At 39.3% G+C, this 20,560-nt stretch carries 23 protein-coding genes and 1 riboswitch; of the genes, 17 read left to right on the forward strand and 6 right to left on the reverse strand.

Translation table 11 applies throughout. From position 1 onward, the window contains the following. Positions 1-24: 24 nt before the first annotated feature. Genes RRV45_RS10530 through RRV45_RS10555 form a run of 6 tightly spaced genes read right to left on the reverse strand, consistent with a single transcriptional unit; the run spans position 25 to position 5,483 of the window. Positions 25-339, reverse strand: a complete 315-nt coding sequence (locus RRV45_RS10530) for an XdhC family protein (protein ID WP_315668774.1) — start codon at positions 337-339, stop codon at positions 25-27. Next, positions 336-1,151 carry an XdhC family protein gene (locus RRV45_RS10535; RefSeq protein ID WP_315668775.1) on the reverse strand — a complete coding sequence of 272 codons (816 nt, stop codon included), beginning with the start codon at positions 1,149-1,151 and terminating at the stop codon, positions 336-338. The genes RRV45_RS10530 and RRV45_RS10535 overlap by 4 nt, the downstream gene beginning before the upstream one ends. Positions 1,152-1,156: 5 nt before the next feature. Further along, a complete protein-coding gene (locus RRV45_RS10540; RefSeq protein WP_315668776.1) occupies positions 1,157-3,478 on the reverse strand; it encodes a xanthine dehydrogenase family protein molybdopterin-binding subunit in 2,322 nt (773 codons plus the stop codon). Beyond that, the gene (locus tag RRV45_RS10545) at positions 3,475-4,350 is read right to left on the reverse strand and encodes an FAD binding domain-containing protein (protein WP_315668777.1); all 876 of its coding nucleotides are present in this window, start codon (positions 4,348-4,350) and stop codon (positions 3,475-3,477) included. The genes RRV45_RS10540 and RRV45_RS10545 overlap by 4 nt, the downstream gene beginning before the upstream one ends. A gap of 12 nt (positions 4,351-4,362) precedes the next feature. Then, entirely contained in the window at positions 4,363-4,992 is a 630-nt protein-coding gene (locus RRV45_RS10550; protein ID WP_315668779.1) for a nucleotidyltransferase family protein, read from the reverse strand. Beyond that, positions 4,992-5,483, reverse strand: a complete 492-nt coding sequence (locus tag RRV45_RS10555; RefSeq protein WP_315668780.1) for a (2Fe-2S)-binding protein — start codon at positions 5,481-5,483, stop codon at positions 4,992-4,994. Before RRV45_RS10555 ends, RRV45_RS10550 begins: the two co-directional genes overlap by 1 nt. Positions 5,484-5,794: 311 nt before the next feature. After that, a riboswitch (purine riboswitch) is annotated at positions 5,795-5,893 on the reverse strand. Positions 5,894-6,044: 151 nt separating this feature from the next. On the opposite strand from RRV45_RS10555, the gene RRV45_RS10560 reads away from it, so the two are divergent. The 17 genes from RRV45_RS10560 (at position 6,045) to RRV45_RS10640 (ending at position 20,325) form a co-directional block, all read left to right on the forward strand. Further along, positions 6,045-6,395 (forward strand): Na-translocating system protein MpsC family protein, encoded by a 351-nt coding sequence (locus RRV45_RS10560; RefSeq protein WP_315668781.1) that lies wholly within the window; start codon positions 6,045-6,047, stop codon positions 6,393-6,395. 427 nt (positions 6,396-6,822) lie between these two features. Further along, a complete protein-coding gene (locus tag RRV45_RS10565) occupies positions 6,823-8,286 on the forward strand; it encodes a dihydroorotase (protein WP_315668782.1) in 1,464 nt (487 codons plus the stop codon). Between the two features lie 91 nt (positions 8,287-8,377). Further along, positions 8,378-8,968, forward strand: coding sequence for a cysteine hydrolase family protein (locus RRV45_RS10570; protein ID WP_315668784.1), 591 nt, complete (start codon positions 8,378-8,380; stop codon positions 8,966-8,968). Positions 8,969-9,005: 37 nt separating this feature from the next. After that, the gene (locus RRV45_RS10575; protein WP_315668785.1) at positions 9,006-9,551 is read left to right on the forward strand and encodes a UbiX family flavin prenyltransferase; all 546 of its coding nucleotides are present in this window, start codon (positions 9,006-9,008) and stop codon (positions 9,549-9,551) included. After that, the gene (locus RRV45_RS10580; protein WP_315668786.1) at positions 9,548-10,885 is read left to right on the forward strand and encodes a UbiD family decarboxylase; all 1,338 of its coding nucleotides are present in this window, start codon (positions 9,548-9,550) and stop codon (positions 10,883-10,885) included. Before RRV45_RS10575 ends, RRV45_RS10580 begins: the two co-directional genes overlap by 4 nt. A 100-nt stretch (positions 10,886-10,985) precedes the next feature. Then, positions 10,986-11,255 carry a BMC domain-containing protein gene (locus RRV45_RS10585; protein ID WP_410489350.1) on the forward strand — a complete coding sequence of 90 codons (270 nt, stop codon included), beginning with the start codon at positions 10,986-10,988 and terminating at the stop codon, positions 11,253-11,255. A 13-nt stretch (positions 11,256-11,268) separates the two neighbouring features. Then, on the forward strand, positions 11,269-12,255 hold the full coding sequence (locus RRV45_RS10590; protein WP_315668788.1) for a hypothetical protein: 987 nt from the start codon (positions 11,269-11,271) through the stop codon (positions 12,253-12,255). 24 nt (positions 12,256-12,279) lie between these two features. Continuing rightward, entirely contained in the window at positions 12,280-12,735 is a 456-nt protein-coding gene (locus RRV45_RS10595) for a BMC domain-containing protein (protein WP_315668789.1), read from the forward strand. A 23-nt stretch (positions 12,736-12,758) separates the two neighbouring features. Next, positions 12,759-13,043 (forward strand): BMC domain-containing protein, encoded by a 285-nt coding sequence (locus RRV45_RS10600; protein ID WP_066288284.1) that lies wholly within the window; start codon positions 12,759-12,761, stop codon positions 13,041-13,043. Between the two features lie 2 nt (positions 13,044-13,045). Further along, positions 13,046-13,780, forward strand: a complete 735-nt coding sequence (locus tag RRV45_RS10605; RefSeq protein ID WP_315668790.1) for a hypothetical protein — start codon at positions 13,046-13,048, stop codon at positions 13,778-13,780. A gap of 13 nt (positions 13,781-13,793) precedes the next feature. Continuing rightward, positions 13,794-14,072 carry a EutN/CcmL family microcompartment protein gene (locus RRV45_RS10610; RefSeq protein ID WP_315668791.1) on the forward strand — a complete coding sequence of 93 codons (279 nt, stop codon included), beginning with the start codon at positions 13,794-13,796 and terminating at the stop codon, positions 14,070-14,072. 3 nt (positions 14,073-14,075) lie between these two features. After that, positions 14,076-15,884, forward strand: coding sequence for an adenine deaminase (ade, locus tag RRV45_RS10615; RefSeq protein WP_315668792.1), 1,809 nt, complete (start codon positions 14,076-14,078; stop codon positions 15,882-15,884). Positions 15,885-15,976: 92 nt separating this feature from the next. Beyond that, positions 15,977-16,660 (forward strand): cyclase family protein, encoded by a 684-nt coding sequence (locus RRV45_RS10620; RefSeq protein ID WP_315668793.1) that lies wholly within the window; start codon positions 15,977-15,979, stop codon positions 16,658-16,660. Between the two features lie 16 nt (positions 16,661-16,676). Further along, positions 16,677-17,300: an urea carboxylase-associated family protein gene (locus RRV45_RS10625; protein WP_315668794.1), complete on the forward strand. Its 624-nt coding sequence runs from the start codon at positions 16,677-16,679 to the stop codon at positions 17,298-17,300. Further along, entirely contained in the window at positions 17,300-18,469 is a 1,170-nt protein-coding gene (locus RRV45_RS10630) for a M20 family metallopeptidase (protein WP_315668795.1), read from the forward strand. The genes RRV45_RS10625 and RRV45_RS10630 overlap by 1 nt, the downstream gene beginning before the upstream one ends. Next, the gene (locus RRV45_RS10635; RefSeq protein WP_315668796.1) at positions 18,466-19,803 is read left to right on the forward strand and encodes a 5'-deoxyadenosine deaminase; all 1,338 of its coding nucleotides are present in this window, start codon (positions 18,466-18,468) and stop codon (positions 19,801-19,803) included. Before RRV45_RS10630 ends, RRV45_RS10635 begins: the two co-directional genes overlap by 4 nt. A gap of 108 nt (positions 19,804-19,911) precedes the next feature. Then, positions 19,912-20,325, forward strand: coding sequence for a CoA-binding protein (locus tag RRV45_RS10640; protein ID WP_315668797.1), 414 nt, complete (start codon positions 19,912-19,914; stop codon positions 20,323-20,325). The last annotated feature ends 235 nt before the right edge of the window (positions 20,326-20,560 follow it).

Here is a 20,560-nt window from a genome sequence, read left to right on the forward strand (position 1 = left end):
CATATTTTTCGCCATGATGATAAATTAGATCGGTTCGATAAAAACATCCATAATGCCGCCGCAAATTCCACCATCTTCATACAACAAACCTTTCGTAAGATCGACAACATATTTAGTTGGTCTGCTGCTATTAATCACTTCAAAAGCTTTTTCGATGACTTCCGCCTCTCCACAGCCACCTCCAATCGTTCCTTCAATTTTTCCGCATGGGAAAATGATCATTTTAGTTCCAGCTTTTCTTGGTGTTGAGCCCTTAGTTCGGATAACAGTAGCAAGAGCTGCTTTCTCACCCCCTTTCTGTAAATCTATTGTTCTTTGTAAAAGCTGTAATGAATTCATCTTACTGCCCCCTCATGAAAACCCATCTTCGCATAATCCCGAATGCTGCTGCTTAAGGAGCTGCCAGATGTTTGATTTTTTACTTTTAATATTTCAGCCATGATACTTACCGCAATTTCGGAAGGTGTCTCTGCACCAATATCAAGTCCTACTGGGGTAAATAAATGATCAAAGCTTTCATTTGGGAAGTCCTGCATAAGTTCGTTGAATACACCGGAAATACGCCTTCTGCTTCCAATCATTCCAATATAGGCAGCTCTATCTTTCCGTTTTAATAACTCTTGTAAGCTTAATACATCATATTTATGGCCTCTCGTTATTAGAAGGATATAAGTATGATCCGTTAATTCCACCTCCCGAAAATAGTCAAAATACGATTGGCAGCAAACCTCATCCGCATTAGGGAAGCGCTCCCAATTGGCAAAGTCAATGCGATCATCAATAACAGTGACATAGAATTCAAGCATTTTGCCCATTTCTACGACAGGCTCACAGACATGACCTGCACCAGCTACGATAAGGTGAATCGGAATAGGATAGTATTCAGCAAAGCATTCTACGTAATCTCCGAATAAAAAGAAGGAAATCACACCAGTTCTTTTCCTTCGAATCAGTCTTTCGCAGCTTTCCAGCATTTTACTTTGAAGGGCAGGGGAGAGGGGAGTTTCAGAATAGATATCCCCACTTGGCCAAAGTAAAGCTTTTTGTCCTATCATATGAGAATTTGTATGGTCAGTAATCGTAATAAAAAAGACATCCCGACGCTTCTTTAATGATTCAGTTAGTCGATTGTATAACTTTTGATTTATCATTATGATCACCTAGTAGAATGAGCCTTTTGTTTTTTCAGATCTTTTAATGCATTAAAAATTCTTTCCGGTGTAGCAGGTAAATGGAAGATTCTTGCTCCAGTAGCATCATAAATAGCTGACATGATGGCAGCAATTATTGGAATCATGACGACCTCTCCAATTCCTTTCGCTCCAAATGGACCTGATTTTTCAGGGGCATCTTCAACTGGAATCGTTTCAATAATAGGTGTTTCTCTAATGGTCGGAATGATATAGTCTGTAAAATTTTTCGTTTTGTGATAACCGTTTTCAATCACTATATCTTCATATAGCGTATAGCCAATGCCCATTACTGCACCGCCCTCAGCTTGACCTTCAAGTCCTTGCGGGTTAATGACCTTTCCTGCATCAGGAATAGATACTACGTGTAGAACATCTGTTTCCCCGGTCAATGTATCTACCTCAACCATAACAACATGGGTTAAGTACCCGTACAGATGGTGAGGGGCTCCCCCAGATCCTTTAATTTCAGTCTTTTCTTTTGGAAGAATAAAATGTCCTTCAATTCTAGTATTTCGATGCTGTTCATGAAGGTAATTGTATATTTGTTGATAAGTTAAGCTTTCTCCATTGGATACAAGGCAGTTTTGTTTAATTTCAACACTTTCTAGAGGTACGTTAAGTATCTCAGCTGCCGTTTCGGCTAAGAGACTTACCATTTTCGGTGCTGCTGTTGCAACTGCTCTACCTCCTGTATAAGTGGAACGGGAGGCGGTTACTGTTCCGCTATCAAGTGTTTGAAGCGTGTCGCCTTGAACGACTTTAATTAGGTGAATATCACAATTTAATAGTTCGGCCGCCACTTGTGCATAGGCAGTGCTATTTCCTCCGCCAATCTCTTCGCAGCCAACTGCCACTAAAAACTTCCCATCCGGAAGTAGTTCAATGGAAGCAGCACCGTAGTCAGGCAGTCCAATTCCCATGCCAATTCCGTGAAAGGATGTAGCTAGGGAAACACCTCGTTTTTTCCATGGTTCACTTACTTCATTTTTATACTTTTCACGGTTTTTCCAGAGATCACAATTTTCCGCCGCTTCAAGCGTTTTATACGTGCCAACGCTTGATTGGACGATATGGCCTAAACTGGACATTTCGCCTTGGTGATAGACATTTTTCTTTCGAATTTCAATCGGATCCATGCCTAGCTTTTCGGCTATCATGTCCATATGAGTTTCAATTCCCATGCATACCTGATTAACGCCAAAGCCCCTAAAGGCACCCGCAATGCCATTATTTGTGTATACACAGAACCCTTCTAGGTTTACGTTCGGAATTTTATAAGGACCGCATGAGTGTTCAATGGCTAGAGCGATAACAGCACCGCCTAATGATGCATAAGCACCCGTGTCAGCTACTGCTCTTACTTCATTGGCGATTAAAGTACCGTCCTTTCTTGCAGCTGTTTTCATTTGCACTTTAAATGGATGTCTCTTGATTCCAGCGATTACTGATTCTTCCCGGCTTAAATGGATCTTTACTGGACGCCCATTTGTATACATAGCAAGAAGACCTAGGTATATTTGCACAGTAATTTCATCTTTGCCTCCAAAGGCACCGCCTATCGGGCTGGAAATGACCCGAATTCTTTCAGGGTTGTATGCAAGGGCGCGTGCGATTTGCGCCCGATCACGGTGGGCATATTGTCCTGGACAGCGAATAGTAATATACCCTTCCTCATCCATCACGCCCCATCCGCCTTCTGTTTCGATAAAAGCGTGCATTTGTCGAGGGGAGTAGAAAGTATTCTCAACAATAATATCTGCTTCCTTAAATGCTTTATCAGTATCGCCATTTTTGATAATGACATGACTATGAATATTCCCATCCGGATGCAATTTAGTTGATGAAGGGGTCATCGCTTTTTCTGCATCTATAACGAACTCAAGCGGTTCATAATCAACTTCAATTAAAGCCAATGCTTGTTCAGCAATCTCTTCAGTTTCTGCTGCAACTAACGCTACCGCATCACCTGTGCAGCGAACAATATCAGAACATAGTACAGGCTGGTCTGGGATAACGATTCCAAAGCCGTTGAAGCCAGGGATATCCTTATGTGTTAATACACAAACTACACCAGGAAGCTGTTCAGCTTTTTCGATTTCAATAGACTTTATTCTTGCATGAGGATATTTGGCGCGCAGAACCTTTCCCCAAACCATATTGTCAAATTGGTAATCAGTCATGTATTTCAATTCACCTGTTACTTTCTCAGGTCCATCAATTCTTTTTACTCTTTTTCCAATCCAATTTAAATCCTTGCTATTGTTCTGTTCATTCATCTGTTTCATTTATTCTCCCACCTCCTTATGAGTCGATAAAGTCCACGTTCTAGAAGGGCGCTTGCCATATCCCGGCGATACTGGGCTGTTGCTCTTGTATCTGTAATCGGCATAACCTCTTTCCAAGCTATTTTTGCAATGTTTTGTATTAATTCATCTGTCAATGGATTAAGCGTCATAATCGATTCACATTTTTTTGCACGAATAATTGTTGGGGCAACAGAACCGAAGGCAATCTTGCCGCTTAAAACTTGACGGCCTTCTCCCATTAATAATGAAATAGCAACATTTACAATTGAGATAGATTGAGCTTTTCTCGGTCCAAGTTTTTGGAATATCCCGATTTCATTTTCATCCTGGGGCTGAATAATAATTTTTGTAATCATTTCGTTATCCTTCAGGACGGTTCTTCCTGGCCCGATAAAAAATTCTTCAATTGGAACGAGCCGTTTATTGTTTAAAGCGCTAAGCTCCAACACCGCATTTAACACAAATAGTGCTGGAATCGTATCTCCGGCAGGGGAGGCGGTACCAATATTTCCACCGATCGTTCCGATGTTTTGCATCTGAATCGCTCCAACTTCTCTGGACGCTTGTACAAGCACATCTGCTTTTTCTTGGAGCAAGGTGGAGTGGACGATATCTGTATGTGTTGTTAACGGTCCAATGTGAATTTCTCCTTCCTTTTCATGGATGTATCTCAATTCCCTTAAACCATTAATATTAATCCATGTTTCTGGACGCCATTTTCCATCCTTCATTCGGACAACTGCATCCGTTCCTCCAGCTATGAGTCTAGAATCTTTGTCTTTATTAGAAATAATCGTAAGACATTCCGTTAATGTAACTGGAGAAATTACGTCAATTTCTGATACTAGCATAAAGTTACCTCCTTACATGTTCTGAATGATTTCCTTTACTTTCGAAGTTATTGTTATCTCTAAAGCCTTTCGGTAGTCCATTGGAGTGTTAATATTTTGGGTGACAAGGGTATTGTCAATGACAGCCTCCACAATTTCATTTTCATATTGGCGAATAATATTACGCAGTCCCTGCGTCTCTTCCCGAATGGAAAGAAGAGCATGAATAATATTTTTTGAGAATAGTATAGGGTGGCCTCTTTTCCCATTATTTATGGGTATGGCAATTAAGCTATTAGAATCTTGAAGTGATTGAATAAGCTGATTAATTACAGTTGCATCAATTGGCTGATCAACTGCTGTAATTAATATCATGTCAGAGGCGCAATCTATCGATTGAAGACCTTTTATGATAGAAGAACATTTTCCTTGAAGATAGTTCTCGTTAAATACCGTTTTTACAGGATAACGATTTGTGATGGAAAAAAATTCTTTCGCCTCATGTCCAAGTACAACAATAATTTCTGACAGATTCGAATTTAGCAGCATTTGGATCTGGTGTTCGATTAGCGTTTTCCCCTTCCATTTAAGCAATCCTTTATGTGGGAGCGGGCGCATACGGCTTGATAATCCTGCAGACAGCAAAATAGCTGAAACCTGCATTACGTAGTTACATTTCCAATTATTTTCTTTTCCTTTTCAGCAGCAGTTTGAATGGCCTTAATGATTTTTGTATAACCAGTGCATCGGCAAAGATTCCCCCCAAGTGCTGTTTTAATTTGATCTGTACTTGGCACATAATCGATTCCATTAAGAAAGGCTCTTGCTGAAACAATTATGCCTGGCGTGCAATACCCGCATTGAGTGGCACCCTCTACTACAAAGGATTCTTGGATAACATCCATATTTGATGTTAATCCGACACCTTCACAGGTTACTATTTCTTGATTTTCAACTTGACCTGCAAGAATTAAACAGGAACAGACAACTTCCCCATTTAATAGTACTGAGCATGATCCGCATTCCCCTTTGCCACAGCATTCCTTACTGGCCGTCAGCTTTAGATCCTCTCTTAATACGTCCAGCAAGGTTTTGGCCGGCGGGCATGAAACAGCACAGGGTGAGCCATTAACAGTAAAGTTTATTGTTCTCATTAAATTCCCTCCTAAAATTAATTTCTTATTTTACAGATGAATAAGCTTAATAGGTTAAGCTGATAAATGGTGATTTCTATATAAATTTTTTAATATAATATATATGTATTAGAAAATTATGCTATTGGAAGGTGCAGCTGTTCTGAAAATAATCAAGGGGTATTTGAAAGATAACTTCATGTGCAGAAAAAAAGACAGTTAGTTTTGAAAATATAGGTTGGGAGTTGATGTAGGTGCTAGAAAGCAATCTGGCTGAGGAACCTAAAAAAACGAAAAAAATCCCCATACAAAAAGGCTGACGTGATTCTTTCGCACGTAAGTAACCCTTTCGTAGTTAGGAATTTACGGTCCCTAGTAGAAACCCTCAAACCAATTTTTGAGGTTATACGAAAATAGTAATATAAGATATTTTTATCCAAAAATGTTTAAACTTCCAAAAAAAGTATGATTTGATTTGTAGTGTAATAGTCACTCTAATATTTTGTCAAGTGCAAATTTTCAGATAATACTATTGACAATAAAATTGGCTTTGTTTAATATAGTGAGTAACGGGAGGCAATTATGTCTATTATTTCTATACATACCCATCAATCATTGAAAAAAGATATTGCTCATCTTTATAATCGTGTTAACCAGGAAATTCATGGTGTTGGTGTAAAGAAACAGAGAATTGAAATTTTTGATGACAGATTAATTATTTTTGCCCAGCATAAACGAGTAGAGGCTTTACAGACGCTAAGCAAGAATTTTCAACATTTGACCATTTCGGTTGATTCAGCATTAATTGTTGAATTTAAATCGTTATTTAAATGTCAAATTGAAGAGACGCTTCCTTTTAAAGTGAAAACCATTTTAAAAGATTATGATCCTGTTACGGAAGAGGCATGTACAATCATTTATTTTAAAGAATAATCTGCTATCAATTTTGTATGGGAATGCTGCGCAGGCGCAACTATTCCTATCCATATTGAAGGCGGTTCCTTTAGCTTTTGTTATACGAAAGTTATGTGAAACCGCAGTAATAGATAATCATCTTACGGAAAGATGTATTCTATTACTGCGGTTTTTTATATACAATTTTCTATTTTATGGAGGTGATTTATTAGGAAAATGGCGAAATGCATCCCAAGCGAACTTCCAACAAGTGTCCGTTTACTCGTTGAAATGGAATAGTATTAGGAAGCTTGACAGCCATTTTACTAAATTTGGTCTTTAATTTTAAGGATTTAAATATAACTGAGAATGAGGAAATTAATTAGTTAAAAGCTGATCACTCAGTGGATGCCAGTTAATAAATCTGCACAAAGCAGAAATAAAAACAGTAGAAGGGGTAGAAATTATGGATTTAATTCTGAAAAATGCGAATATTCCACAAGGAGATCGTCAAGTATTGACGAATATACTAGTAAATGATGGAAAAATTGTCGGTTATTCCAATGACATTAGCTTTTTAAACGCTTCGAAGGTTATTGATGTTGAAGGAAAACTAGTTGTTCCGGGCTGTATTGATCCACATACTCATTTTATGGATCCAGGCTTTACCCATCGAGAAACATTTGCAACAGGAAGCAGATCAGCAGCAGCTGGCGGATTAACAACCATCATCGATATGCCTTGCTGCAGTAAGCCTTCTGTTCGTGACGGTGATAGCTTCCAAAAGAAAATTGGTCCAATCCGTGATCAGGCTTATATTGATTATTGCTTCTGGGGGGGCATGACTGGAGAGGATGCACGTGAGGGATGGATTGATAATATTTATCCGCAAATAGATGAAGGAGTCGTTGCTTTTAAAGTATATATGACACCTTCCGTACCAACATTCCCAAGAGTTTCGGATGCCGAAATGCTAGAAATCTTTAAGCATGTTGCCAAAACAGGACTGCCAATTGGTGTACATGCTGAAAACTATGATATTTGTACATTTAACTCTAAGAAGCTAGAGAAAGAAGGGCGACTTGATGGTCCTGCTTGGGCAGAGGCACGTTCCAGTTTGGCAGAAAAGGTTGCAATTGAATTAATTCTCAGTTTTGCTGAGGCAACAGATGCCCGTGTCCATGTCGTGCATATGAGTACAAAAGAGGGAGTTGAGCTTGTTAGGGCTGCTAAGAAACGCGGGATAAAAGTTACTGCGGAAACTTGCCCTCATTACCTCGTACTGAACGCACAGGATTCAATGTCAGAACGTGGTTCATATGCAAAAATTGCCCCTCCATTGCGCGGCAAGGAAGACAATGATTCTCACTGGCAGGCACTTGCCGATGGAACAATCGATTTCGTTGGAACTGACCACGCTCCATATGAAATAGCAACAGAAAAAGATTATCCAGGAGCGACTATTTGGAATACTTTCCCTGGTATTCCAGGGGTAGAAACAATGGTTCCTATCCTAGTTAGTGAAGGACTAAATAAAGGCCGTCTATCCCTATCTCGTTTCGTTGAGGTTACGAGCCGGAACGCTGCCATTCATTATGGCATTTATCCGAAAAAGGGTTCAATGGAAATTGGCAGTGACGCTGACTTTACGATCATCGACCTTGAAAAGGAATATATCATTGATGAACAAAAAACAGAATCAATGGCGAAGTATAATCCTTTACATGGTTTGAAATTAAAAGGAAAGCCAGTACAGACAATTATCCGCGGTAACGTTGTTTTTGATGAAGATAACGGTGGAATTATTGGTGAAGCTGGATATGGAGAGTACGTGCCGCGTCAAAGTATCCAGAGACTCGAAAGAACATTAAAATATGAAAAATTTGAGGGAGTAAAGGTAGAAACGAAGGAAGCTGTTCCACAAAATTGAGTTTACATTATTCATAAATCGCTTTTTCCGATTCATTTCATATATTAATAGAACAAATGAAAAATCATTTTACTGAAAGGATGATAAATAAGTGGAACTCAGAGGAAAAAAACATTGTGTCGTTGTTATCGATATGCTTAATGATTTCATTGGGGAAAAAGCAACTCTACGCTGTGAAAATGGGGAAAAGATTGTTCCCAAAATTAGAGAACTAATTGATTTTGCTCATGAGCAAAATATTCAAGTAGTCCATGTACAGGAGGCACACCGGAAAAATGACCGGGATTTCCGTGTAAGACCTGTTCATGCCATAAAAGGTACTTGGGGTTCAGAATTTATTCCTGAACTGCAGCCTGAAGAGGATAAAGGCGATTATGTCGTTCAGAAGAGAAGACATAGCGCATTTAGCTACACTGACTTTGATCTTTTCTTAAGAGAAGAAGAGATTGATACAGTTGTTCTAACTGGCGTATGGACAAATGTCTGTGTTCGCAGTACAGCATCTGATGCACTTTACCATGGATATAACGTGATCTGTATTTCCGATGGTACTGCCTCTCAAGATAATGATATGCATGTTTCCGGATTAAGAGATATTGATATCTTCGGAGACATCATGACAACAGAAGAATATAAAGAAGCAGCGAAAAATAAATTCTCCCTAGACGAAAAGGTTGTTTAATATTATCACTCACACAGAACGAAAAAGAAGAATTTTAGTGGGTATTACTGGGGCTAGCGGATCATTGTATGGTTATACTCTGATCCGCGCTCTTCATCAATTAGGAATTGAAACGCACTTAATTGTTACGGAAATGGGAGAAAAGGTAATGCAATTTGAGTGCGGTGTTTCGATGGAGGAGCTTAAGGAGTACGCCACTGTCCATAGTAATAAGAATTTATTTGCATCGATAGCAAGCGGGTCCTATTTGACAGACGGTATGGTTATAGTCCCTTGCTCCATGAATACTCTTGGAGCCATTGCGAATGGTGTCGGGGATACATTGCTAAGCAGAGCGGCGAGTGTGGTTTTAAAAGAAAAACGAAATTTTATTATCGTTCCAAGGGAAGCCCCATTTAATCTAATACACTTACGGAATATGACACTGCTTGCTGAGACAGGTGCATGTATCATGCCAGCCTCTCCAGGTTTCTATCATAAGCCAACAGAAATATGGGAGCTGGCCAACTTCATGGTAGCCCGAATTTTAGACATGCTTAATATTGATCATCGATTGCTGGAAAGGTGGGGAGAAAATTCATGATACCTGTAACAATGAGAGCATTATTAGATGACTGGGAGAATAGAGGCCTTCTATATCGCATTAAACGAGAAGTAGATCCCCGCTATGAATTAGGTGCTGTTGTGAATACGAAAAATGGAAAGCAGCCATTCCTCTTTGAAAAAGTCAAAGGGTATCAATCAGCAATGGCAGCAGGATTAGGCGGAGATCGTGAGCTAGTTGCTGATAGCATGGGAATACATGCTTCGGAACTGATCCCTAAAATCATTGACTCTATTGTTAATCCAATCCCTACAACTTTAAAAGAAACTGGACCTGTGCAAGAAAATTTAGTAACAGGCGATTTCGATTTAGCTGACCTGTTTCCCATCCCAACCTTTCATGAGGGGGATTCAGGTGCCTATTATGTATCGGGAATACTTGTTGTAAAGGATATTACAGGCAAGAAAAGGTATACATCTATAAGGAGAATGCAATATCTAGGCGGAAATAGAACTAATATATTAATCACTTCCCCAGAGTTATTGGAACAGTATTCATATTTTGAAAAAAATGGTGAACCAATGGAAGTGGCGGTTATGTTTGGGGTAGTGCCAGCAGTCGTACTAAGTTCACAAATTAGCACTCACCTATATCATACGGATAAATTAGATGTCGCAGGCGCTTTACTTGGACAATCCTTAGATGTTGTTCGCTGTAAGACCGTTGATTTAGACGTTTTGGCAGAAGCGGAGATTGTGTTTGAGGGAAGGATGTTGCCGAATGAGCGTGAAATGGAGGGGCCATTTGGAGAGTTGGCTGGATATTATGGGTTTAGATCACCTCAGCCAATAGTCGAAATATCTGCTGTAACCTATAGGAATCAGGCCATTAACCAGACCATTTTCCCTTCAAGCTATGAGGAAAGACTGCCAATGGCTCTCGTTAGGGAAGCGACCTTATTAAGTACTGTTAGACAAGTCGTTCCAAATATTAAAGGTGTACATATTCCTATGGGAGGTGTTGCTCGCTACCATGCTGTCATACAAATCGAGAAAAAATCTGAAGGTGATGGAAAGCAAGCGGCACTTGCGGCATTTGCTAGTGATAAAGATTTAAAGCATGTCGTTGTCGTAAATGATGATGTTGATATTTTCGATTCTGAGGATGTTGAATGGGCGATCGCAACTAGGGTTCAGGCCTCTAATGATGTTTTCATTGTACCTGGAGCTAAAGGTTCTCCACTCGAATCCTCCCATAACCTAAGAGGTGTTTCCGATAAAATGGGAATAGACGCTACATATCCTTTAGGTGAGGAAGAAATGTTTAGAAGAACATCCATTCCAATTGAAGTCAATCTTGAAGATTATTTATAGACGAACTAGAAGAATCATATGAATCAGTTGAATTTTTATACCTGAATAAAAAAATAAAAGCTCATTTGACTAGTTCTTCATATTGACCTTGGAAAGGGGGATGGAAATGAAGGCAATCGGGATGATTGAAACAAGGGGATTAACAGCTGCTATAGAAGCACTTGATTCCATGGCCAAAGCAGCCAATGTTAGTTTAGTAGATTTAAAACGGGTCGGTTCTGGTTTAGTGACTGTGATTGTAGAAGGAGATGTTGCAGCTGTAACTGCCGCTGTAGAAGTAGGAAAAACTGCTAATTCTAAGACCGGAGGAGAGTTAGTATCCTTTAATGTCATTCCTCGTCCGCATTCGGAGCTTGCTAAGATTCTCTAGGAGGTGATTATGCTTGTCAGATTTCATGAAAAATATTGTTCAGGAAGTATTAAAGCCAGCCAATAAGCCGAGAGAGAATCCTCTTTTTAACGGGGGGGCTTCAAGGTTTGTTTATTCGAAATCGACTGTCAATGACAAAAAACAGGAAGTTCCTAAACAATCAATAGCAGGAATAAACCGGCCAAACTATCAGCAAAAAAATATTCAAAAAAGACTAGCTGGATTACCTGCTAATACAAATAAAAATCCAATCATTCAATCATCAAAAAATGAACAGAGAAATGTTCATACTAAAACGGCAAGTAAAGATACCATCACAGGTTCCCTTTCCAAACTGCAAACGATCTCTCTAGTCCAAGGAAACCAGCCATTAAATAAGCCTCAAATAGGTTCATTTATAAATAAAAATTTTAATGAAGAAAGTAAGTTTATCGGCCAAACGAGAAATGGAATAAAAGCTTGGGTCTATTCTGGTCTATCTGAAAAACTGCTGGAATCATTTCAGAGGCCGCTTAAGTCACATTCCGTTGGAGTCATTTCAAGCGAACAATCTACAATCGGCCAGTTATTTATCGTGAACGAGATTTTACGAGAATTTTCGGCCATGAAATATAGCTTGATATGGGATAAAGATAAAAGCAGTGGCTTTGTCCTTGAATTGTATGAAGAGGATACCGCCAAACTTACCGAAGCTGTGAAAACATTATTTCAAAAACTTTCTCACCATTCTTATAAGCCATTGCAGCTTTTTAAAGTTCAGTCCCCTAGTCCATGGTTAACGAAACAGCTTAATTTGAATGCTCATGTAGACGGGGTCGCTGTACTTGATGGGATTAATCACTATTCATCCATCCTTATATTAGATCGTTTATTGAAAAAGTCACCAAATATAAAACTCAATTATAGCGTAGAGAAGGGATATTTACTTCTGTATGGACCATTCTTAACGATTTCGGATGCTTCAGACGAATTACTAAAGGAAGCTGAGAGGATTAAATAACTTTTATGACTGGAGGCTATGTAATTGCAAGCACTAGGATTAATTGAAACAGTAGGATATTTAACAGCTGTTTCTGCTGCAGACGCTGCAGTTAAAGCCGCGGATGTGGAAATTGTAGGCATCGAAAAAGTAATTGGCGTAAATGGGTATCTGGGTGTTACGGTCCATTTCAGCGGGGACGTTGCCGCAGTTAAATCTGCTGTGGATGCTGGGAAAGAAGCGGCAGATCGTGTCGGAAAGGTTATTTCCTTTCATGTGATTCCAAGGGCTCACAACGAAGTAGCAAGTAAACTTTTACCTCATTTTAAACTTGAAGAAAAGAGTTTAATTAAGAGGGAAGACATTGGGGAAAACGCGGAGAAAGCTGAAGTAAAGGGAAAAAATATAAAAGGATCAACGAAAAAGGGAACCACTAAAAAAGTGGAAAATGATGCAACGGAAAATAGTCAATCAGAGGAAGACAATAACAAATCAAATTAATTATTATGAGGAGGAAATAAATCATGGGTGAAGCATTAGGATTAGTAGAAACAAAAGGATTAGTTGGTGCAGTAGAGGCTGCTGATGCAATGGTTAAGGCAGCAAATGTGGAAATTTGCGGATATGAAAAGGTTGGCTTTGGACTTGTAACTGTGATGGTAAGAGGAGATGTAGGGGCTGTTAAAGCAGCAACAGATGCAGGAGCCGAAGCGGCAAGTCGCGTTGGTGAATTAGTATCTGTCCATGTGATTCCTAGACCTCACAGCGAAGTAGAAAGAGCATTATTATCAAAAACGATTGGTGAATAAATATGAGCTCAAATAAGCAGAGTGTAATGATGCAGCACACTCTGCACGAGCTGTCTAACCGAAACAGCTACAGTAAGAGCCTACAGAAAAGACCATATGTCCTGGCTCTAATTACCTCTCATTTGATTGGAATGGAACCGGGACTTTTATATTTGAAAGACTTAACTAGTAAACAATGCATGCTCCGAATCTCTGTGGAAGATTCGATTTACTCATATGACGAAAGAAATGACCTCTTGAGAATAATTGGCAATGATGATTGGATTTCTCTTCAGCGATTATCAGAAAAAAATAAGATTGATATAGTCTTTCTCCCAATCCTTTCATTTTCGCTAGTATCAGATATTCTTTCCTACAATGAACAAAGACCATTTGTCCGACTAATTCTACATAGTTTAATGACTGGTAAGAAAGTTATCGCATTAAATATAGGGATTAATGATAGTCATCAGCTATGGCGAGTGAAGGGTATGGATAAAGGATCTCTATCATTTAAAAGAAAACTAAAGGAACAAATGATTCAGCTAAAAGGGTTAGGAATTGACCTTATCAATGAAGATGATAGTTTTGATGTTTTTCTTAATAATTCTCTAAAAAAATCAATTGTTACTGCAGAAACAATAAGATATTTGCATGGGCAAAATCAACAAACATTGAGTGTGTCAAATCAGACTATCATTACTCCCCTTGCCAAGGATATGGCAAGAGAGTTGAATATTGCAATCATTACAGAATAAGGGGACGATCTTTATGCACATGGGAATAGTGGTTGGCCGGGTAACTGCTACGAGAAAAGATGAAAATCTAGTAGGGACGAAGCTATTAATTACACAGCCGATTGGATTAGATGGACAGGTACTGCCAAATCCCATTATTACCGTTGATACTGTTGGAGCCGGCATAGGTGAAAGAGTGATCTATGTAACTGGAAGCATGGCTTCACGAGCGATCAGGAATAAAGATGCACCCGTAGATGCTGCAATTATTGGAATCATTGATAGTTTGGAAGGAACGATGACAGGAGGTTAAAAAGTGGACGCTCTTAAAATTAAAGAGGCTATTCAATATAGAAAATTAATTGATGTATTATTGCATCCACATCAATATGCGGACATAGTCCTTAGAGGCGGGTATTTTATTAATGTAATCACCCGTGAAATATATGAAGCAGATGTTGCCATCAAAGGACAATATATTTTAATGGTCGGAGATGCAAAGGATCTGATTGGTCCGAAAACAACGATAGAAGATGTTAGGGGGAAATTTATTAGCCCGGGCTTTATTGATTCTCATATGCATTTCGAAAGTGCCATGCTGACATGTACTGAATTTTCCAAGCTGTCCATACCTACAGGGACGACTACATTAATTGGTGACCCGCATGAGATTGGAAATGTTCTCGGTGTTCATGGAATGAAAGCGATGATTGAAGAAGCAAAAACCCTTCCTAATCGCATCTTATTCACTGTTCCATGTGCCGTGCCTGATGCTCCTGGTCTCGAAACTTCAGGGTACGATGTTTCAGCGAAGGATATGAAGGACTTATTGAATGATCCATATGTTCAAGGAATTGGCGAAATTCAAAGCTTTAGTAATATCCAGCCAGTTTACCAGCATGCCCCTGAATTAATTGATGACCTAGTTGCTGCGGTCTCCTATGCAAACAGTATTGGAAAAACTGTCGAGGGAAATGCTCCTGGATTATTTGGAAAAGAACTAGCAGCTCATATTATAAGCGGGGGAACGCATGTTTCTTGTCATGAAACGACAACGAAGGAAGAAATGGTTGAAAAGCTGCGCTATGGAGTAAGTGTGTTTATGCGAGAAGGCTCCTCCCAAAGAAATATGGCAGAGTGTATTCGTGCCATTACAGAGGATGGATTGGATTCAAGACGAGCCATATTAGTTTCAGATGATATGGTTCCAGCTGATCTTCTGAAATATGGACATATGAATGATATTGTCCGCAGAACGATTGCAGAAGGAATTGATCCTGTGGAAGCCATCCAAATGGCAACCATTAACCCGGCTACCCACTTCGGGTTTAAGGATGTAGGAGTGATCGCACCTGGTAAAAGAGCGGATATCGCTGTTATTAGTGACTTAATGAATATGACAATCGACCAAGTTTATCTTGCTGGTAAAAAAGCAGCAGAAAAAGGTGAACTAACTATCGAGATAGCCCCTTATATTTATCCTGAAAGTGTTAAGAAATCGATAAAAAGAAAAGCAGTTACTAAAGATGAGCTTACTATTAATGCACCAGGATCTCGAGCAAGGGTAAGAGCTATTGAAGCCATTCCTTTCCAGAATTTAACGGGCGAGGGTGAGTATACTCTGAATGTGAAGGATGGAATTGTCCAACCTTGTCTAAAACAGGATGTATTGCCGTTACTCGTTGTTGAACGTCACGGAAGAACAGGAAAAGTAGGGAAAACATTCCTTCATGGCTTTGATTTAAAGAGTGGAGCCATTGCAGAAAGTGTTGCCCATGATACTCATAATATTATTGTGACAGGGACGAATTATGAGGATATGGTAACCGCAGTCAACCGTGTCATCGCCATGGGAGGCGGAATTGCCATGATCAAGGATAGTAAAGTGGTTGGAGATCTTCCGCTCCGAATTGGTGGTCTTATGACAGATGAATTAACCGGTAAGGAAATGAGTGATAAAGTTGACGAGCTTTCAAGGCTTGCAAAGGAAGAGCTTGGATGCGGAATGGAGGTTCCATTCATGCACTTATCCTTCTGGTCACTAGTCACAAGTCCGAAATGGAAAATTACCGACATGGGCTTAATTGATGTCGATAAATTCGAGGTTATTCCTACGATTATATAAAAGTACATCAATAAGAAAAGATCGTCTTCGGAACAATTTGGTCATTAATTGTTCCGCAGGCGCTTACGATTTTTGAATTGGAGGGAAAAATCATGGGAGTCAGATTAGTAGACTTAACTCAGGAAATCTATCATGGGATGCCAGTCTTCCCTCTTCATCCATCAACGATGATTTTTACAAATATTACACATGAAGAATCGGAAAAAAAAGTAGGATTTCCATTCGCAACGAACAATTTAATCATTAATGAACATGGTCCAACCCATAGTGATGCTACATATGAGTATGATCCAAATGGGAAATATATTGATGAAATGCCATTAGAATATTTTTATGGTCCAGCGGTGTGTCTTGATGTTTCGCATGTTCCGACAAATCGCTATATTACGAGTCAGGATTTAGAAAGTGCCCTAAATAAATCGGGACAGTTTATCGAGAAGGGAGATATTGTTCTTCTCTATACCGGCCATTATAACAGGTCGTACGGAACTGATGAATGGTTAACTACTTATACAGGGCTTGATTACCAAGCAGCAAAGTGGCTAGCAGAAAAAGGCGTTGTCAATATTGGCATCGATGCTCCGGCAATCGATCATCCAGATGATCCAAAGTATTCTGGACACTTAATTTGCAGGGAATATGGCATGACCAATACTGAAAATCTTTGTAATCTGGATCAAATAGCTGGTATGAGATTTTTATACTTCGGGCTCCCGCTCAGGATTCGTAAAGGAACCGGATCCCCTATTCGAGCAGTTGCCGTTTTCATTGAATAGACGGAGGGTGATTTTAATGAAAGAAATCTTTAATAGGGACAGAATTCGTGAAGAAATCATCATTCCTCCCTACGAAGGCAGAAGCGCTTTTTTAAGAAAAGGTGAAGAGTTAATCATCATTGACCTGGAAGGAAAGCAGGTTGGGGATTTTGTTTGTTTTAATCATTCAGATACTCAAGAATACGTATCCCCCGTTCATATGAGAGCATCATTAAGCAGTATTCGGTTAAAAAAAGGCGATTTATTATACAGCAATAGACGTCGCCCTCTTATGCAGCTTGTAGAAGATACAGTGGGTGTCCACGATATATTTTTCCCAGCCTGCGATTATTATCGGTATAAAATGGATTTCGATCATGATGATCATCCAAATTGCCATGACAATTTAGAAAAAGCTCTTAATAAGTTTAATATTTACCCAGCTATTGTTCCGGATCCTATTAATCTATTTATGAATATTGTGCTGGACGAACAAGGTGATTATGTAATTGAAGAACCGCTTTCAAAGCCAGGGGATTATGTGAAACTCAAAGCCTTGGAGGACGTGGTCATTGCCTGCACGACATGTTCACAGGATATGGCACCGGTAAACGGGTGGAAGGTTACATCTATAAAAATGCAAATAGTGGAGGCGGAATAATGGATGATATTCAATTCCTTCAGGAACTTCTGCGGATCAATAGTTCAAATCCTCCAGGTAACGAGCATGAGGTGACTGAGGCATTTATTGAACGATGCAAGAAGAAGGGCATCCCCTTCAAGATGACTTATCTCGAGGAAAACAGAAGTAATTTTGAGGTGACGCTCAAGGGCAGTGGTGATAAGCATCTATTTTTGTGCGGCCATATGGATACGGTTTCCCCTGGGGAAGCTGAGTGGCAGTATGCCCCATTTTCAGGCGACATTGTTGGAGAGAGGATTTATGGCAGAGGGGCATCAGATATGAAAAGCGGCTTGGCTGCCATGTATCTAGCATTAGAATCTATGATTTTGGAAAAAAAGATACCAGCTGCTTCCATTACATTTTTGGCAACAGCTGGTGAAGAAGTAGATAGCTGTGGAGCTAGAGCGTTTTTAGAAGGAAATGACGATCGAGTCATTGATGCACTTGTTATCGGGGAACCAACAAATGAAAAGGTTGTCGTTGGTCATAAAGGAGCACTATGGCTAGAAATTAGCACATTTGGAAAAACCGCTCACGGGTCTATGCCAGATCAAGGTATCAATGCAGTTGATCATATGGTGCAAATTATAAATGTGTTAGATTCGTTAAAAGTGGACTGGAAAATAGAGAAGGAGCCACTTGGAAGCAGCAGCCTAGCGGTTACAATGATCAATGGGGGAGTTCAAACGAATGTTATTCCGGATCGATGTTCTATTCGGGTGGATATCCGTACAGTACCTCCACAATCACATGACCACTTAATAGATGAGCTAAATCAAAAACTAAATCAACTTGTTGAAAATAACACGCTTCACCAGTTCAAGATAACGAAAGTGCTAGACCGCCCACCTATTCTTACTGCTGTTTCATCAGATATTATTCACTGTGCTTTAAAAATAAAAAATGAAGAGGCCTCTAAATGCTTTGGAGTTTCTTACTATACAGATGCTGCAGTCTTAAATCCGAGAAGTGAAATCCCAACTCTAATCTATGGACCAGGTGATGAGAAGCTTGCCCATCAGCCAAATGAATGGGTCAGTATTGCTGCCTATGAAAGATCGATTGATTTTTATAAATCATTAATTCTGAACTTTGACGAAAAGAAAGCCGATACGACCAGTCAGGTGCAGGGAGGTGTGAAATGAGCAGCATTCTCATTAGGAACGCAGAAATTGTTACGATGAATGAGAAGGAAGAAATTATTACTGGTGATATCTATATTGTAGATGACAAAATTGTTGAAATCGGGCAAAATCTCCCCCATTTCGCGAGTAAAATTATTGATGCTACGGGACGCACGGTGATTCCTGGATTTATTCAAACTCATATACATTTATGCCAAACATTATTTAGGGGGCAGGCTGATGACCTTGAACTGATGGATTGGTTAAAGCAAAAAATTTGGCCGTTGGAAGCATCACATGATGAGGAATCCATTTACTATTCTGCGATGCTTGGCATTGGGGAGTTATTACAAAGCGGAACAACAACAGTTGTGGATATGGAAACTGTTCATCATACTGATTCCGCTTTTAAGGCGATTGCGGAAAGCGGAATTCGTGCCTTAGCAGGGAAAGTAATGATGGATAAAGGTGACGAAGTTCCAGTTCTCTTAAGGGAAAACACACAAGAATCCATTCAGCAAAGTGTTGATCTGCTCGAAAAATGGCATAATCATGATGGCGGAAGAATTCAATATGCCTTCTGCCCTCGATTTGTTGTTTCCTGTACTGAAGAATTATTAACAACAGTAAGAGATCTTTCTAAGCATTACAATGTCAGAGTTCACACACATGCTTCTGAAAATGCTACGGAAATTTTACTGGTAGAAAAAGAACATGGAATGAGAAATGTTGTCTACCTAGATAGCATTGGGCTGGCGAATGAGCGTTTAATCCTGGCTCATTGTGTGTGGCTGGATGAGGAAGAGAAAAGAATTATTAAAGAGCGCGGTGTTAAGGTCAGCCATTGCCCAGGATCTAATCTTAAGCTCGCTTCGGGAATTGCCGAAATTCCGTCTTTGCTCGATACACATGCACATGTAAGTCTTGGTGCTGACGGGGCTCCTTGTAACAATAATCTGGATATGTTCAATGAAATGAGACTCGCTGCTATTATACAAAAACCTATCCATGGACCAACAGCAATGAACGCAAGAACTGTATTTCGCATGGCTACCATTGGTGGGGCAAAAGCAGTTGGAATGGAAAATGAAATTGGCAGTATTGAAATAGGGAAGAAGGCTGATCTGGCTATTTTGGACCTAAATGATTTCCACACATATCCATCCTCTGATATTGATCCGATTTCCAGAATTGTTTATTCAGCAACAAGAGCGGATGTTGAAACAACGATTGTGAACGGAAAAGTACTAATGGAAAATAGACAGATGAATACGATTGATAAGGCCGATATATTGAGGGAATCAAACAAATCCATTAAGCGATTAGTGAAAAAGTTGGAAACAATTTTATACTAAAACTTGATTTTTTAATATTAAGTACTCTCCTAATTAGTAAAACAACTTAATTTTCGGGTATGATAAAGATAAGCAAGTAAGTAAAGTATTAGTAGGAGGGTACATAATATGTCTATAGAAATTCCAAGCCGGGAAGAGCTCGGTGTTATTCTCAAAAAGTCAAAAAAAATCGCAGTAGTTGGTTTAAGCGGTAATCCTGAGAGAACATCTTATATGGTGTCGAAGGCTATGCAGGATGCAGGATATGAAATTATTCCTGTTAATCCAACGGTTGATGAAGTGCTTGGTGTAAAGTCTGTCAAAAGCTTAAAGGATATTGATGGTCATGTTGATATTGTTAATGTTTTTCGCCGTTCAGAGCATCTGCTAGAGGTAGCGAAAGAGTTTGTTGAAATAAATGCTGATGTATTTTGGTCACAACTTGGATGCATTGATGAGAATGCCTATAATTTCTTAAAGGAAAAGGGCTACACAGTTGTTATGGACCGCTGTATTAAGGTAGAACATGCATTAACAAAATAATGCAAATGACATGAGATCTTTATAGGTCTCATTTTTTATTTTTTTGAAAAAACAGCTATCGAAACTTGCCATAAATCGGTCAAAATTAAAAATCTCATTTGCCAAATTCGAATAAATAGATACAATAAAGCATAGACGCTTAATTAAAATATGGTAAAATACAACTAAGGAACATTTGTTCTTATCTCGCTTTTTCTTTTATATATAAAGGATTAATCATTTTTTAGACGAATAC

Origin of the sequence: Bacillus sp. DTU_2020_1000418_1_SI_GHA_SEK_038 (genome assembly GCF_032341175.1) — a bacterium.
GTDB lineage: Bacteria > Bacillota > Bacilli > Bacillales > Cytobacillaceae > Cytobacillus.

Excerpts from the sequence above, each read along its gene's own strand:
- RRV45_RS10530 (WP_315668774.1), bottom strand. The coding sequence starts at position 339 with ATGAATTCATTACAGCTTTTACAAAGAACAATAGATTTACAGAAAGGG.
- RRV45_RS10535 (WP_315668775.1), bottom strand. The coding sequence starts at position 1,151 with ATGATAAATCAAAAGTTATACAATCGACTAACTGAATCATTAAAGAAG.
- RRV45_RS10540 (WP_315668776.1), bottom strand. The coding sequence starts at position 3,478 with ATGAAACAGATGAATGAACAGAACAATAGCAAGGATTTAAATTGGATT.
- RRV45_RS10545 (WP_315668777.1), bottom strand. The coding sequence starts at position 4,350 with ATGCTAGTATCAGAAATTGACGTAATTTCTCCAGTTACATTAACGGAA.
- RRV45_RS10550 (WP_315668779.1), bottom strand. The coding sequence starts at position 4,992 with ATGCAGGTTTCAGCTATTTTGCTGTCTGCAGGATTATCAAGCCGTATG.
- RRV45_RS10555 (WP_315668780.1), bottom strand. The coding sequence starts at position 5,483 with ATGAGAACAATAAACTTTACTGTTAATGGCTCACCCTGTGCTGTTTCA.
- RRV45_RS10560 (WP_315668781.1), top strand. The coding sequence starts at position 6,045 with ATGTCTATTATTTCTATACATACCCATCAATCATTGAAAAAAGATATT.
- RRV45_RS10565 (WP_315668782.1), top strand. The coding sequence starts at position 6,823 with ATGGATTTAATTCTGAAAAATGCGAATATTCCACAAGGAGATCGTCAA.
- RRV45_RS10580 (WP_315668786.1), top strand. The coding sequence starts at position 9,548 with ATGATACCTGTAACAATGAGAGCATTATTAGATGACTGGGAGAATAGA.
- RRV45_RS10585 (WP_410489350.1), top strand. The coding sequence starts at position 10,986 with ATGGAAATGAAGGCAATCGGGATGATTGAAACAAGGGGATTAACAGCT.
- RRV45_RS10600 (WP_066288284.1), top strand. The coding sequence starts at position 12,759 with ATGGGTGAAGCATTAGGATTAGTAGAAACAAAAGGATTAGTTGGTGCA.
- RRV45_RS10605 (WP_315668790.1), top strand. The coding sequence starts at position 13,046 with ATGAGCTCAAATAAGCAGAGTGTAATGATGCAGCACACTCTGCACGAG.
- RRV45_RS10610 (WP_315668791.1), top strand. The coding sequence starts at position 13,794 with ATGCACATGGGAATAGTGGTTGGCCGGGTAACTGCTACGAGAAAAGAT.
- RRV45_RS10620 (WP_315668793.1), top strand. The coding sequence starts at position 15,977 with ATGGGAGTCAGATTAGTAGACTTAACTCAGGAAATCTATCATGGGATG.
- RRV45_RS10625 (WP_315668794.1), top strand. The coding sequence starts at position 16,677 with ATGAAAGAAATCTTTAATAGGGACAGAATTCGTGAAGAAATCATCATT.
- RRV45_RS10630 (WP_315668795.1), top strand. The coding sequence starts at position 17,300 with ATGGATGATATTCAATTCCTTCAGGAACTTCTGCGGATCAATAGTTCA.
- RRV45_RS10635 (WP_315668796.1), top strand. The coding sequence starts at position 18,466 with ATGAGCAGCATTCTCATTAGGAACGCAGAAATTGTTACGATGAATGAG.
- RRV45_RS10640 (WP_315668797.1), top strand. The coding sequence starts at position 19,912 with ATGTCTATAGAAATTCCAAGCCGGGAAGAGCTCGGTGTTATTCTCAAA.